Here is a 15510-nt window from a genome sequence, read left to right on the forward strand (position 1 = left end):
CTCTAGCAAATGATCATATATCATTTGGCTCACTAAAAATAACAAATCAAGAGTTATATGGTCAAGGACTTGACAGTAACTTTGGAGCAGAGCAAACAAAACAACCATCAAGTGTAGCAGAACACAAAGATCAGGATGTGAAGTCAGAGTATGATGGTTTGAGAAGGTAGATTATCGTAAGCTGTTATAGAAACCAAATTATTGGCCATCTCTTACCCCATAAAACCAAACGGCAATGCAAACATATCATCATCTAGCTTCATAGCCGCATCTCCAGTATAAAAAACTATGCCCTTATCAAATTTACTTTGTAAATTTTCTTTTAGATGGTAGATATGCTTAAAGTCATCTTTGCTGATAGTTTTTGAGGATTTGACCTCTATGGCTATGAGCTTACCTGATATCTCAAGGATAAAGTCTATGCATAAGCAAAATTCTCCAATGAATATAGTTTTTATGAATGCTGGGTGCATTTTAGAGTTAGTAATTTAAAAGCCAATTTGGTTACTATAGTTTTGCTCTAGTGTCAGATATCTATATGCCTATTTTGCTACATCATACAGCTTTTCTAAAACCTTAACCATAGCTAGTGTATCTAATTTGCAATACTCCCAAAGCGCTTTTCTAACCATATCTTGTTCTGCTTTAGTCTTGTTGTTTAGCTTTGCGTACTCATTCATTGCCTCTCCACCGTTATGGATTAAATTCAAATTTGCATACGCATCCTTAAAGTTAGGTACTATAGCTGGTAGAACTTTCTTTATCGATGAACTTCCGCACATTTTTGGATGGTAATAAAATTTCTTTGCAAACGGCGTCTCAAGATCTTTGATATTGCCATATATATTCATTAGATGAGAAGAAAATTGTGGAAAAAATGAGGCCAAATTTTGCACTACTCCTTTTTCAAAACTAGCATGATAAGCTAATACGCAAGCATCTTGTGGGATGTACTCAATTAATTTTAATGCTAATTTATATCTTGGGTCAGCTCCTGCCTCAGCTAAAAATCCAAGATGCTCCGTTTTACCATTGCCATAATCTTTATGTATAGAAAATTGAAAAGGTATCTGTTCATATGGTCTAATACCTATAAAATCTGGTACAGCTTGTTGAAATGTCTCGAAATCAAGGTGATAGAGTGGATAGCTAAGCGTGCTTAAAAACTCTCTAATCGCTGTTTTATTTATAAATTCTTTTCCACTAATTTGGGCGTTTATCTGTATTTGCTGATTTGCATTAAAGGTATCCATCTTTTTAATGTCGGTAATATTTACTATCCCATTTTGATAAAGTTCGGTTGCTTTTTGTTTATTAATTCTTGTGATATTAAATACGGAAATTTCATCAGATATATTTCTTTGCCTTTGCCAGCAGTAATTCATCCCATCGCATTCATAAGGTTTAAAACAGTGAGCCCCTATGTCTAAATTTGGCTCAACGTCGTCATCTATAGTCTCTTTTAATTTTTTGATGTTTTTAATAACTTCGCCTTGCATGAGTGAAATTTGGTTTGTTACATCATTTATTACAAAAAGCTTATCTAGTTCTAACTTCTCGCTACGAATGTATTGATTGTTTAGATAGACTATATTGACTCGCTTTACTTCATATCCCAATGAACTAATAACATGATATTGAATGCTGGCATCATCTATATAAACATCAGATAGGCTCGTGCTACTTTTTACTTCGTTTATGATTAATTTTCCATCAATGATCTGTAAGATATCTACCATTACGAGAATTTCATCAAAGCAAAATGTAGCTTCATATATTATTTTCTCACCATCTTTTATGAATTTCTTAGTTTGATCTATCTTGTCATTAAAACTACTCCCATCAAAATCTATCCTTTTGCCGCCACTAAATAGTTCACAAGCAAGCTCTCCTACCATATTCCCAGTCTCAAATATATTAGGATCCGTATTTTGTTCTAAAACATCAGATTTATATTTTTTAAGCCATAGTGATTTTGGACACTGAAGACCTCTTACATAGAGTGATTTTGATAAAAATTTATTACTCATTATTTTACCTCTTGTTAAGCAATTATTATGTTTTATTTAATCTATATTTAAATAAAATAACACTGTTTTTAATTTTAGCATAAAAACAAGACATCAAAAGTCTAGAAAAATAGATAATAATTGCATTATATATTTTATTTAGATCACACAATTTAAGGAAAAAAATGGCAACTTATATAGATATGTTTAATGATTTTAACAAGACATTTTTAAAAAACAAAAAATCTATTTTTACAGATAAAGAAATTTTAAATAAAGGCAATGTGGAGTTTTTGATTAATCATTTTGTAGAAAAAGGTGATACTAGCGACAAAGATTTTGATGAAAAGATAAAAGAACAACTAAAAGATGCTAATGATGATGATGATGTGATAGATCTTATGGCAAATATCATTTGGCTTTGGAGATTACCACCTAAAACAGCAGACAGAAAAGGTAGTATTGTATTTTTTCTAAAGAATTTTAATAAAGAAGAATTGATACACGGAGATCCTAATTCGTTTTTAGGAAATTTCGTTGGATTTGCAACAGCTGGTACTTATTATAATATCAATAAAGCATTTGAGCTTGCTTATATAATAAGATTTTTAAAAAAATATTTAGAAAATGATGAAAATGGCAAAGAAATAGACATCCTAAAAGAACTTGGAAATAGTATCGCCATAAAAGAAAATAAAAAAACAGCTTCAATGTATAACGCCTTGCTTCATCTTTTTGATCCGAAAAATTATATGCCGATAATAAGTAATGCTCACAAGGAAGCTATCGTAGCTACCTTTGAGAGTAAATACTGTAAAGTAGATTCTGATAATATCGATGATACTTATGATATTGATGAGAAACTAAAAGATATAGAAAAGGGACTTAAAAATGCCCTAAAAAATGAGAAGAATCTAAAAGAAAATATTTTTTATGATGATAGAGTAAAAAATATCTGGAGCGGTGGCATAGACTTTGAGTCTAAAAATATCATCCTTTACGGTGCTCCGGGCACTGGCAAAACATATCAAACCAAACAAACCATAGAGGCTAGAAAACTAATAGAAGAAAATCACGAATATAAAATAGTTCAGTTTCATCCAAGCTATAGCTACGAGGACTTCATGGACGGCGTAAAGCCTATTGGTATAGAAAATGGAGCAATGAAATTTGAGTTAAGAAATGGCGTATTTAAGCAGATGTGTATAGATGCTTTTAAAAATTTAAAAAATAGCCAAGAAGGCAAAGAAGAACTCAAAAAATATTACTTCGTAGCTGATGAGATAAATAGAGCTGAGCTTTCAAGGGTCTTTGGTGAGCTACTTTTGTGTCTTGAAGAGGATAAAAGACTAAGATATGAGGGCAAAAATTTACAAGGCATGCTAGTCAAAACAGCAAATTCATCGCTTTGGGATAATGAAAAACACGCTGTTTATATAGATGAAGTCGGCGAAGGCTACTTTGGAGTGCCTGAAAATTTATACTTCATCGGCACAATGAACGATATAGATAAAAGCATAGATAGCTTTGATATGGCGCTTAGAAGAAGATTTGTTTGGAAAAGGTATGGTTGCAATTATGATGTAATAGCTGAACATTTTGATAAATCAAGCGAGGATAAACTTGAAACATATGTAGAATTTTGCAAAGATATAAATGAGTATATAACTAGCGATAAAGGATTAGGGCTGGATGACAGCTACGAACTTGGGCATTCATATTTCCTAAAACCAAAAAATTTAAGCAAAAAAGAGATAAGCAAGCTCTGGGAAGGACATATAAGCCCGCTTTTAAAAGAGTACTTAAGAACTCAGTATAGCGGTAAAGATATAGAAACTCGTTTAAATGACATGAAAACAAAGCTGATTGATAAATATGGCAATAGTAATAAATGATAATTTTTTCGGGAATTACGAGCAAGATAAAAAACTACAAAAGAAAGAAAAGACGGAATTTGAACTAACTCTAAGTGAGTACGTGGCGAATGGTGGTAAATTTCTCTCTTTTTTGCCAGACTCCAAAGAAAAAGAAGATGAGTTTATCATTAGCACAAAAAAGCAAAATGATGGGCTTTACGTGCAAACTGGAAATTTCATAGGAAGCTTTAGCCATAATGGCATAGATATAGAGATAAACTCTAGATTTTCAAATAAATTTTTAGAGCGGATGCTAAATTTTGCAAATGATATTTACGTAGATGACGTATCGCTTGGCAAATCCATAGATGCTAAGAAAAATCTGTCAAGGATTGTCATCTATTATCTCTTTATACAAGCGCTAGAGCGCGCATTTTTACTTGGACTGCCTAAAGAATATAAAGACAAAAGCTATCGTGAAGCAAAGGTTATGGGCAAAGTCGATATGGCTAAATTTATAAAAAAAGACGTCCCATTTGCTGGCAAAATATCTAGCATAAATAGAGAGAGACAAGATATAGGCGATATAGTTTTGCTCTTACATAAAGCATTAAAGATAGTGCAAAAAGAGAGTAAAGAGCTGATAAAACCGGTCATAAACGCTTTATGCTATCTAAACGAGATAAAGGAACCAAGACTTGTAACGCCTAATGTCATACACAATGCCTTAAATTCAAAAGCACTGCATAATCCAATCTACGCCCCATATAAAAAAGTCTTAGAATACGCAAAACTAATCATAGAAAACGAAGATACCGGCACCAAAAGCAATGGCAAGCAAAATTTAGGCTTTTTGGTAGATGTGGCTGAGCTTTTTGAGACCTATATACGCAAGCTTTTACAAAAAGAGTTTAAGGACTGGAGTGTAACTAGCCCAAAAATAGAGCTTTATAAAGATAAATTTTTTGCAAGAAAGATCATTCCTGATATAGTTATGAGTAACGGCGATAAGGTACTCGTGTTTGATACCAAATATAAGCGTATGAGTATGCTAGGCAAGGATCAATACGGACTAGGTGATGTTGATAGAAATGACTTTTTTCAGATAAATACATATATGAGCTACTATCAAAACCAAGGCAAAAGCGTCATAGCTGGAGGGCTTTTATATCCTATGGATAAATTTAGTAGGGATGGTTGCCATAGCCACTCTTGGTTTGAAAATTTAAATACCAAATTTATAGTAGATGGCATAGAACTTACAAATTTAAACGAACCTAGCATCGATGAGATCAAAATCAAAGAAAATGAATTTATTTCTAGAATAAAAGAGTATATTTACTAATTTAAAGACATAAAATTGTCTTAAATATATATTATAATTTCATTAATACAACTACAAAGGAGAGTAAAATGCAAAGCAATGAACTGGTTGGGCAAATAGATAAACTAATAGCTGATTTTAGGTTAAATAAACTAACTGATGATACGACCAAACTTTTAAAGCAAATGCGTGATAAGACTGATAAAATAGACGATAATATACACAAAAAGATACATGTATTTTTTATGGCATTTTTGCCATTAGTGTATTATCCCAATTTGGACCGGTTGAAAAATGGAGACCATGAAGCTTTTAAGACTATAGCTTCGGGACTAGAATTTTTAAAAACTATTATTAGGTAGTTCTAAAAATAAATTTTTGATAAAATTAAAAAATCTTATAAAGGATAGATAATGTTAAATATTTTAAATATGTTTTCTGGCGAACCTTGGTTCTCTGATATCAAGCGCTATTTTTTGTTTTTCAATAATGAAAACGATGATACTAAGTATCATAAAAAAATAGAAAATGCCAAAAAAGAATACTCAAATATTGAAAACAATGAGCCTATTGTTTTTTTATTTGATGATACTGTTTTTGGAAGCGCAAAAAAAGGTTTCTTTTTTACCAACAAAAAAGTATACTGCGATGCTTTTACCAGCAAAGAAGGTATAAGACTTAATGATATAGATAGTATTTCTGTAAGTACTCCAATAAATCGTAAAATATTCCTAAAGAGTGACAACTGTGCAGATATGAATTATATTCATTTTACAACAAAAGACGATAAATTTATACAAGGAATTGTCTTGCCTTTCTTGTCAAAGTATATCTTGATTTCTCGACTAGTTGCTGTTGCAGGTGAAGATCATAATGAATCAGAAGTATTAAATAAAGCGTTTAAAATAGCTTCAGATCCTAAAAATTTAGAGTCTTTTAGTAAAACGGAGCAGGTATTTTTAAAAGAACTAAAACCTATATCTCAGACAAAAGATGTAAAGTCTCTTTATAAAGAAAAAATCATAAGTGGTGAAATTGATCCATCAGAGTTAAGCTTTGAGGATTTTAAAGAGCAACTAAAACCAGATCCAAAAGCACTATATAAAGAAAAGATAGCAAGTGGTGAGATAGATCCTACAGAAATTAGTTTTGAGGAGTTTAAACAAAGCTTAAAACCTGACCTAAAAGCACTATATAAAGAAAAGATAGCAAGTGGTGAAATAGATCCTACAGAAATTAGTTTTGAGGAGTTTAGAGTTGAATATGATGATGAAGAGGAACAATGCAATGAGAGCTACGAAGATGATATATCCTCTACAGTTCGTTTAGATTCTAATGGGCGATTACTCGGCGGAGAAATAGCAATAGGTAGGTTTGATAGCGAAAAAGCAAAGGAAATACAAGAGGCATATAATAAGACAAATGATGCTGATGAGTTTTACGATAAATTTGTGGAAATTATTGGTGCTGATAGTGGAGAGGTGTATGATATTATTACCGCAACACCAGACAATATTTGCCATGAGAATACGCCATGGATGGAGGAAGATGAGCCCATTAATTTTGAAGGTGTGGAGTGTGAACAAGGCAATGGAGAAGGTCATTCGGAGATAGACCTAAAAAGACTAGTGTCATTTAACAATAGAAGCTTAGAGAACGGTATATACAGCATGGTTTTCTGGGGTGGAAAAAGCGTCTATTCTATAAATGTAAAAAATAAAAATATGGATGAAATAGTAGACGGCGGTATGAAATATTTAGCTCATAGTATAGAGTTATCGTTTGGCATGGGTGCTAACGAGGATGGTGTAGACTCTATGTTATCGCCAGAAGGAGGTGAAACCTATCTTTATTTACCTCAAACATTTTGGCAAAATACATCTGAAGGCGCAGCTAATGAATATGAAATTGAGGAAAATGGCGATGAGCTAGAAGTGTTGGATGACTATATTAGAACGGTAGTTATTTTTAAAGTAGATAAAAATAAAGCAACTAGGCTTTTTGTTAAAGACCTAGCTAATGATGAAGTATTTTTTAAGTAGTAAAAATATAGTTAAATTCCAGATAAGGCAGTTTATGTTTATGAGACCTTGTCTGGGTTTTTAAACAGCATGTTTAGTTTTGCTAAATAAGTATCTTTTTGAGTGTTTTTATAAAATAGACAAATGGAGAGGGACAAATAAATGTATGTTGTCAGAGATGTGCAAACTGCTATATTTAGAGTATGGGTATTCATAAAGTGGTCTGGAATACCGTTTTTGTTTGGTTTGTATATAACGCTAACAGGGATTACTTTTTTAAATTGCCCTCAAGTTATTAAAACAGCCATACTTTCATTCTATGGATTTGCATATATTTTTTTGCTAATAAAAATATATTTTGCAAATTTGACATATAAAATTAATACCAAAAATAATTTATTTACATGTCCTGCGGTTGATATTTCTAATTCCATCATAGCATTTATTATTTTGGTACCTTTTTTTAAACTATTTTGGACACAGGATGTAGATTTGCGTGATATAGAAGGAGTATATCTTGATACACAAAGATGGTCTACAACTCATGGAGAAAAAGGTAAAAAATATACTAAAAAACATGCCAGGTATAATCTAAGTGTAACAGGTTCGTTTGGTTCTCAATCACTTACGTTTCTAAGCAGACAAAAACGAGATGAGGTTAGAAATGCATTAATTCAAGGTATGAAACATTGTGGCAAAAAAAATATTAGGCAGGATGTGGAGGTAGCGTAATGAAGTTATTTGTTGTTTTTCTAATTATGTTTTTAATAGTAACGCCTTTTTATATTTATAACTATGTAACTGTTCCTGGAAAAAATCAAAAATATTTTGTAGAAAATATTAACGCTTGGAATATAACCAATCAAGATTTGGTCGATATTGGTATTTCTGATTTGGCATTAAAATCACACTATATGGAGTTAGATAAACAAGATATGGAAAAATTTAAAAAATTGATATCAGAACGTAATGCTACTAAGACTAAATAAGACAACTCTTTGAAACCGCTGTTTTAAGTATTGTATCAATTAAAATTCATCTAAAAATTACCTATTTACCATTGTCTATTTATATAAAGAGATTTTTTAAAATAAACTGATCATTAAAGTAGGCTATGCCTTATTTTTTATCTATGATAATCGCATAGATATAACGTTGCCATAGATTATGTGTGTACATTAATCGTGAAATTTGCTAGGTAGTTATCTCCTACACACTCGAAGTCATGTTCTACTAGCTATCCTATGTTGCTTATTATAAACCATTTCTCTATATAAAGACCTTTTTTGTGTAACGGCTCGATGATATCTCATTCATATCATTGCTTTTGATAGGAGTAGCCTTTGCTATAAATAAATTTTGATTAGTAGATTTAAAATAAATGTAAAAATTTGGATTAAACATGTAGATGTGTATTTTTAATTTGGAAAATTTCACTAAAACTAGAAATATGAATTCTAGAACTTGTATTAATTGTACAGTTATATATGATTAGTTTTTGTGGTTTTATAAAAAAACGTGCTAAAATTACAACAAGCTTAAAAATTTGCTACATAAATTTTTATTTTGCTACAAACATTAAGCTATATTTAATGAAAGGTGACTGCAATATAATATTGTAGAAACATCGTAGTTTAGGTATTTATGGTGTCACGGGGGAGACTTGAACTCCCGACCTCCGGCTTATGAGACCAGCGCTCTAACCAGCTGAGCTACCGTGACAACTTAAAATAAGTTTTGGATTATACAACCTAAGAACTTATTTTTAGCTAAAATTTATCTCACTCAAATTTTATATATAAAAAAGCAAATTTGACTGCAAAGAGCAGCCAAATTCAGTTAAGCTTTTTTAGTGAAAAATCCAACGTAAATAGCGTAGATAAAGCCGATCACTACGGCATACGGGGCATAAGGTGTGATCCCAGCTCCTGAGCTTGCTAAGACAAAGTTATGACTTATCGCAGCACCTGCTCCCATGCCTAAAACAAATACACCTGAGCTTAAATTTCCAGCTCCCATCTGCACTAGGTGTTTGCCAGGGCAGCCGTAGCTTAAGCTAAAGCAAAGACCAGCGAGCGTCATACTAAGGAAATTCCAAAGCATATCATTGTGAGCGATAGGCTGAGCTTCAAAGCCAAATTTGTATTGATTTAGCACTAAATTTGTGATACTTGCGCAGACGATGATAGAGATGACGCCATAAAACATCGAAAAGTCACGCTCGAAAATTTTGCTTATTGCGCCCACTGAACAAAATTTACTTCTTTGCATAAATGCGCCGATGATGATAGCACAAATAAGTGAGATAAATAAATTTGCATGCTGTGAACCTGGGCCTTTTGCTGAGCTAAATAATGCGCCATTTTCGCCAAGTTTTAGACCAAAGATAAGTGCTATCAAAAGCAAAACCGCGATGATAGTTGGCAAAAATCCTATCGCCTTTGCTGTGGTTTCGCTCTCTGGCAAAACGTAGCCATTTTTCTTAAAAGTTCGTCCCACAAAGACTCCAGCAAATAGGCCAACTACGCCAGCAATAGCGGTCATATCTCCGCCTCCAAGACGCAAAAACGCTCTCCAAGGGCAGCCTAAAAATATAAGGCAGCCTATCATCGCAAACACGCCTAAGAAAAACCTAGAAAATGCCGCACTACCAGACACTGGAGTGAAATTTCTACTCCAAAGCACGCTAGCTAAAAAGCCTCCGATGATAAGTCCTAAAATTTCAGGCCTTAGATACTGCACGACTTTTGCCTGATGAAAGCCAAGCGCACCCATGCTATCTCGTAAAAAGCAAGCCGCGCAAACGCCCATGTTTGCTGGGTTGCCAAAATGAACGAGCACTGGAGCAAGTATGCCAAGGCTCGCACCTGCGATGATGTAAAGTAATGTCTTGTTCATGTAAATTCCTGTGTAAAGGTAAAACCCGACCGGTTTCTTAAACGACATTTTAATAATCATTAAATAAAACAAAGATTAATTTTTTGTAAAACAGAAGTGGCTAAAATATGCAAAAATTTCATAAAAAGGATAAATGATGAAAGATTTTATGAGCTATGCAGATAGCCTGAAAATTCTAAAAGATACGATAAATGCGTGGGAAAAGGTCGAAAAAGTAGCTATCACAGATGCGCTTGATAGAAATATCGCCTATGATGTCACAGCTACTGAAAACTACCCAGCAAAGCCAGTTTCGGCAATGGACGGCTACGCTTTTGCCTTTAAAGAGGGCTTAAGTGAGCTTGAGCTCATCACAGATCTGCCAGCAGGTAGTGACAAAGGGCTACATGTAGAGGGCAGCAAATGCGTCAAAACCTTCACCGGCTCGCTAATGAGCGAGGGCACTGATACTCTTGTGCCAGTTGAAAATGTCGAGGTTAGCGGCTCAAAAATAATCATCAAAAAGAGCGTGTCAAAGGGCTTTGCCGTGCGAGCAGTGGGCGAGAGCTACAAAAAAGGCGAAATTTTAATAAAAAAAGGCACGCGCCTAACATACGCTGAGATAGCGCTTCTTGCCGAGCTTGGCGTCTTTCACGTAAGCGTTTTTATCCGCCCAAGAGTGGCGATACTAGCAACTGGCAGCGAGATAAAAGACCTTGGCGAGCCTCTTGATAGTCCAGCGCAAATTCACAGCTCAAACCACGTAGGTATCGCTATGCAGATACGCAAAATGGGCGCAGAGCCGATCATCTGCGAGATTGTAAGAGATAAGGCTGAGCTTGTCGAAAAAGCGATCATAAATGCGCTAAAATCAGCCGATATCTTAGTGACTACTGGTGGTATCAGCATGGGAGACTATGACTTTGTAAAGGGCGCTTTAAATGAAAATTTCAAGCTTATTATCGAGGGCGCTGCGATAAAACCAGGCCGCCATATCAGAGTGGCAAAATCAGGCGACAAATATATCTTTGCGCTGCCGGGATTTCCGTATTCGGCGATGGTTATGTGCGTGCTTTATGTAAGAGTGCTTATAAACACTTGGTTTAGCCAAGAAGAGCCAAAGATCACGGCGATAATGGACGAAGACTACAAAAAACGCTCGCCATTTTTGGAATTTACAGCGGTAAATTTAGAAAACAGAGATGGCAAAATTTTTGTAAATTTAAACGGTAAAAAGCTTGGTAGCTCGGCGATCGTAAATAACCTAACAAACGAAGCTGCACTGCTTATCATCCCAAAAGAGACAGAATTTATCGCAAAAGGTGAAGTGGTAGAAGTTTTAAAGATGCCTTGCTATTAAAGATGCCTTGCTAAGGGTAAAATTAAAATTTAGAGTAAAAAGCAGGGAGAGCTCCCTGCTGTGGTTATTCCTCTTCGTTTGTTTTGATGTAAGCGTAGTCAGAAATTTTAGTCCACTCTCTTGCTTTTTTGAGGAAAGCTCTTTGAGACTCGACGATCTCTTTAAATAGTGGATCTTTTGCGCTCTCTTCATCAAGTAGCTCGTTTGTAGCCTTTTTAAGAGCTGCGATGACCTCTGGTGGGAAAGATTTTACTTGGATGTCTGGGTACTCAGCCTTCATCTTGTCCCAGTACTCTACATTTGCGTAAAATACCTTAGTATTCACATCTCTTGCTACTTCAGCAGCAGCTGCTTCAAAGATAGCTTTTAGATCGTCTGGAAGTTTTTCATACGCATTTTTGTTGAAGAAAAACTGGGTTTCACCATCTGGCTCTTGCCAGCCTGTGTAGTAGTATTTTGCCACTTTGTGAAAGCCAAGCGCCATGTCATAAGCTGGACTAACCCACTCGACAGCGTCGATAGTGCCCATCTCAAGTGCCATGTAAAGCTCGCCAGTTGGGATAGTGTTGATATTTGCGCCAAGCTTAGCGTAAATTTCACCACCAAAGCCTGGAATTCTGATCTTTAAGCCTTTGATATCATCAACTGACTTGATCTCTTTTTTAAACCAGCCGCCCATTTGCATGCCGGTGTTGCCAGCTCTAAAAATTTTGATGTTATATGGGTCGAAAACTTTCGCCTCTAGCTCTTTGCCGCCGCCAAATTCATACCAAGCTGTTTGCTCGTCGGTATTCATCATAAATGGTGTTGCTGTAAAGAACATAGTCTTAGGGTCTTTGCCTTTATAGTAGTAGCTAGCTGTGTAGCCGATGTCGTATTGACCGCTCTTTGCAAAGTCAAGCATCGCAAAAGGTGACTTGTGCTTTGACGGGTAGTCGATCCTGATCTCGATGCGGCCGTTACTCATCTTTTCGACTTTCTCTTTTAGCTCTTTTGGCACGTCACCAAGCACTGGCATAGTGCTCTCCCATGAGGTTGCAAGCTTGAGCTTATAGACTTTGTCATCTCCCATGGCAGCGCAAGCAAGAGCCGCTAGGCCAAGAGATGCTAATAAAAATTTATTCATACTCTCTCCTTTAAAAATTTTGCATATTATACAAAAAATTTACATTATTAAAATGTGTTATAATCGCAAAAATCAAATTACAGGGCATAAAAATGATAAAAAAGACGAAAATTGTAGCGACTTTAGGGCCAGCAAGTGACAACGAAGAGACGATGGAAGCGATGGTTAAAGCAGGGGTTAATGTTTTTCGTTTAAATTTTAGCCACGGAACACACGAATACCACAAATCAAACATCGACAAAATCAGAAACATCGAAAAAAGACTAAACAAACGCATAGGCATCTTGCAAGATATCTGCGGTCCAAAGATCAGAGTTGGCAAGCTTAGCGAGCCATTTTACTTAAAAGCTGGCGATGAGCTTAGCATCTACGCAGAGGATATCGTGGGCGAAAAGATCGAAAAGGGCGTTTATAGAGTGAGCCTAAATCAACCTCAGATTTTACCTATGCTAAAGGCTGGCGAGTACGTCTATCTCTACGATGGCTCGATCAGAGCAAGAGTTATAGGCGAGGGCAAAGATGTGGTAAAAACCATCATCGAAAATGACGGAATTTTAAACTCAAACAAAGGGGTAAATTTCCCAAATACCGCCCTTGGTATCGAAATCATCACGCCAAAAGATAAAGAGGATATGGAATTTGGCGCAAAACACGGGGTAAATTTCGTCGCCATTAGCTTTGTGCAAGACGCAAATGACGTGATAAAAGCGAGAAATATCTTAAAAGAATTTGGTTCACGTGCGGCTATCTTATCTAAGATAGAGAAATTTGACGCGGTTGAAAACATAGATGATATCATCGCAAAGAGCGATGGCATCATGGTAGCTCGTGGCGATCTTGGTATAGAAGTGCCATTTTACAAGGTGCCAACCATACAAAAGCTCATCATCAAAAAGGCAAATGCAGCCAGCAAGCCAGTCATCACAGCAACTCAGATGATGCTAAGCATGGCTGAGCATGAAACTGCTACAAGAGCGGAGATCAGTGACGTGGCAAACGCTGTGCTAGACGGCACTGACGCAGTTATGCTAAGCGAGGAGAGCGCGATCGGCAAAAACCCAGTCGCAGTTGTAGAGGCGATGAGCAAAACGATCATACAAACGCAAAGCATCTATCCATACAATAAATTTGACGAATTTGACTTTTTAGACGAGACAGATATGGTCGCAAATAGCGCAGCTTCGCTAGCTGTTCGCATCAAGGCAAATGCGATACTCTCTATCACAGGCTCAGGCAAATCAGCCATAAAGTTAGCTAGAAACCGCACAAGTATCGACATCATCGCTATCGCACACGACGAGCAGACAGCTCACATGCTTACCCTTGCTTGGGGTGTGACGCCAGCGCTAGTGCTTGAAAAGACAAAGCTAAATGTCCTTCTTGCAAATGTCATCAAAAAGGCTTACGACGCTGGATACGTCGAGCATGACAAGACCTATCTCGTCACAGCTGGCCACCCAACAGGCGTAGAGGGCAGCACAAACCTCATACGCATCATCAGACGCGACCAGCTTGATTATTACTTAGACCTTGCGAAAAATGGCGAGCAAAAGTAGATCGGAGTAAATTTATGAAAACTATAAGGCTACTCTATCCAGACTACCTAAGTGGCGGCCTGCCGATCTATCACTTTGGTGCAAATTTGCTTCAGCATATCTTGCCACAAAATGCAAATCAACCCTTGATAAAGCTAGATATCGCGCCGCCTGATGGCAAAGAAAAAGAGATCGTGGATGGAATTTACGCTAGAGCTGACGTCGTAGCTGGCGTAAAAGATGCCACAGACAAGATTTCTAGCGAAAATCCAGGTAAGATCATAACGATCGGCGGCACATGTTTTGTCTCACTTGCTCCGTTTGACTATCTAAAGGGCAGGTATGAAAATGTCGGTATCATTTGGATAGACGCACATCCAGACGTCTCAACGCCAAAAGACGGCTATCCTATGGCTCATGCCATGGTGCTTGGAGCGCTTTTGGGAAATGGTGATGCAGAGCTTTTATCTCTTGTTAAAAATAAGAAATTTAGAGCAGATGAGGTGCTTTACGTGGGATTGCAGGGGCTACATAGCTACCAAAAAGCCTTTTTGGACGAGGCAGGCGTGGATTATGAGGTGCAAAGTGATAAATTTATCTCAAACGAAAAAATAGAAAATTTCATAGCTAAATTTGATCAAATTCTCGTTCATTTTGATATAGATGTGCTTGATGAAAAGTTTTTCCACTCGACATATTTTGCAGACCCAGATGCTGGTGGGGATGGCTCTGGAGGCGGAAAAATGAAATTTGATCAGCTAAGTGAAATTTTATCTCTCATCTCACAAAAAGCTGACGTGGTTGGTTTTAGTATCGCCGAATATATGCCCTTTGACGCATATAAAATGCATCAAATGTTTAATAAAGTGAAAATTTTTACTGAGTGAGGGGGGGGGAATTTGCATTTTTGCGATTTTAAAATTTACTCTAGCTTTTTTATAAAATTAAATATTTTTAGTTCATAATCGCAAATTTCAAAATTCCACTCACTCTCAAGAATTGGCTACTAAAATTTAGCTTCGCTTATCGCTTAGCTCAAATTTTAGAGCCGAAATTACTCGTTCATGAAATTTTAAAATTTGATAGAATTTTTTGTGCAAAAACCGCATGCAGTGCTTTAGCACAATTGCATGCCACCTCTAACGTGCGAGGGGTTTAGGGGATTTAAAAAGGGGGATAAGGGGACGGCTTTGCTTCGCAGGCTCGCAACTGCAAGCAGACCGTAACTCGAGTCCCCTTGTCTCCCTTTTGGATAAAAACAAAACTTTAAGTTTTTAAAAACTTTAATTATCAAATTTTAAAATTCCACTTACTCGCAAGAGTTGGCTACTAAAATTTGGCTTCGCTTACCGCTTAGCTCAAATTTTAGAGCCGAAATTACTCGTTCATGAAATTTTAAAAT

13 protein-coding genes and 1 tRNA gene are annotated in these 15510 nt (G+C 35.9%); 9 read left to right on the top strand and 5 right to left on the bottom strand.

Annotated features, from left to right (window positions below; translation table 11 throughout):
- Positions 1-212: 212 nt before the first annotated feature.
- Both F3G91_RS04160 and F3G91_RS04165 read right to left on the bottom strand, forming a co-directional pair.
- Positions 213-473, bottom strand: a complete 261-nt coding sequence (locus tag F3G91_RS04160) for a DUF4143 domain-containing protein (protein ID WP_223227811.1) — start codon at positions 471-473, stop codon at positions 213-215.
- Positions 474-542: 69 nt separating this feature from the next.
- On the bottom strand, positions 543-2030 hold the full coding sequence (locus tag F3G91_RS04165; protein WP_188116794.1) for a DUF2779 domain-containing protein: 1488 nt from the start codon (positions 2028-2030) through the stop codon (positions 543-545).
- A gap of 164 nt (positions 2031-2194) precedes the next feature.
- Here F3G91_RS04165 and F3G91_RS04170 point away from each other — a divergent pair, with 164 nt between their 5' ends.
- The 6 genes from F3G91_RS04170 to F3G91_RS04195 all read left to right on the top strand — a co-directional run bounded on the left by F3G91_RS04170 (position 2195) and on the right by F3G91_RS04195 (position 8199).
- The gene (locus F3G91_RS04170) at positions 2195-3904 is read left to right on the top strand and encodes an McrB family protein (protein WP_149700797.1); all 1710 of its coding nucleotides are present in this window, start codon (positions 2195-2197) and stop codon (positions 3902-3904) included.
- Positions 3885-5210: an McrC family protein gene (locus F3G91_RS04175; protein WP_149700798.1), complete on the top strand. Its 1326-nt coding sequence runs from the start codon at positions 3885-3887 to the stop codon at positions 5208-5210. The genes F3G91_RS04170 and F3G91_RS04175 overlap by 20 nt, the downstream gene beginning before the upstream one ends.
- A 68-nt stretch (positions 5211-5278) precedes the next feature.
- Positions 5279-5551, top strand: coding sequence for a hypothetical protein (locus F3G91_RS04180; protein WP_149700799.1), 273 nt, complete (start codon positions 5279-5281; stop codon positions 5549-5551).
- Positions 5552-5602: 51 nt separating this feature from the next.
- Entirely contained in the window at positions 5603-7231 is a 1629-nt protein-coding gene (locus tag F3G91_RS04185) for a hypothetical protein (RefSeq protein WP_149700800.1), read from the top strand.
- Positions 7232-7372: 141 nt separating this feature from the next.
- Positions 7373-7942, top strand: coding sequence for a GTP-binding protein (locus F3G91_RS04190; RefSeq protein ID WP_149700801.1), 570 nt, complete (start codon positions 7373-7375; stop codon positions 7940-7942).
- Positions 7942-8199: a hypothetical protein gene (locus F3G91_RS04195; RefSeq protein ID WP_149700802.1), complete on the top strand. Its 258-nt coding sequence runs from the start codon at positions 7942-7944 to the stop codon at positions 8197-8199. The genes F3G91_RS04190 and F3G91_RS04195 overlap by 1 nt, the downstream gene beginning before the upstream one ends.
- Positions 8200-8855: 656 nt before the next feature.
- On the opposite strand, the gene F3G91_RS04200 is transcribed toward F3G91_RS04195, so the two are convergent.
- Positions 8856-8932 (bottom strand) — tRNA-Met (locus tag F3G91_RS04200).
- Positions 8933-9049: 117 nt separating this feature from the next.
- Positions 9050-10108 carry a YedE family putative selenium transporter gene (yedE, locus tag F3G91_RS04205; protein WP_149700803.1) on the bottom strand — a complete coding sequence of 353 codons (1059 nt, stop codon included), beginning with the start codon at positions 10106-10108 and terminating at the stop codon, positions 9050-9052.
- Between the two features lie 136 nt (positions 10109-10244).
- Between yedE and F3G91_RS04210 the strand changes: the two genes are divergently transcribed.
- Positions 10245-11447: a molybdopterin molybdotransferase MoeA gene (locus F3G91_RS04210; protein WP_149700804.1), complete on the top strand. Its 1203-nt coding sequence runs from the start codon at positions 10245-10247 to the stop codon at positions 11445-11447.
- A gap of 64 nt (positions 11448-11511) precedes the next feature.
- Here the strand turns inward: F3G91_RS04210 and F3G91_RS04215 are convergent, their stop codons facing one another.
- The gene (locus F3G91_RS04215; protein ID WP_103615660.1) at positions 11512-12573 is read right to left on the bottom strand and encodes a TRAP transporter substrate-binding protein; all 1062 of its coding nucleotides are present in this window, start codon (positions 12571-12573) and stop codon (positions 11512-11514) included.
- Positions 12574-12665: 92 nt separating this feature from the next.
- Here F3G91_RS04215 and pyk point away from each other — a divergent pair, with 92 nt between their 5' ends.
- Complete coding sequence (gene pyk / locus F3G91_RS04220) at positions 12666-14129, top strand: pyruvate kinase (protein WP_149700805.1); 1464 nt, start codon at positions 12666-12668, stop codon at positions 14127-14129.
- Between the two features lie 14 nt (positions 14130-14143).
- Entirely contained in the window at positions 14144-14995 is an 852-nt protein-coding gene (locus F3G91_RS04225) for an arginase family protein (RefSeq protein ID WP_188116795.1), read from the top strand.
- Positions 14996-15510: the final 515 nt, after the last annotated feature.

This window comes from Campylobacter concisus (assembly GCF_902460715.1).
Lineage (GTDB): Bacteria > Campylobacterota > Campylobacteria > Campylobacterales > Campylobacteraceae > Campylobacter_A > Campylobacter_A concisus_AK.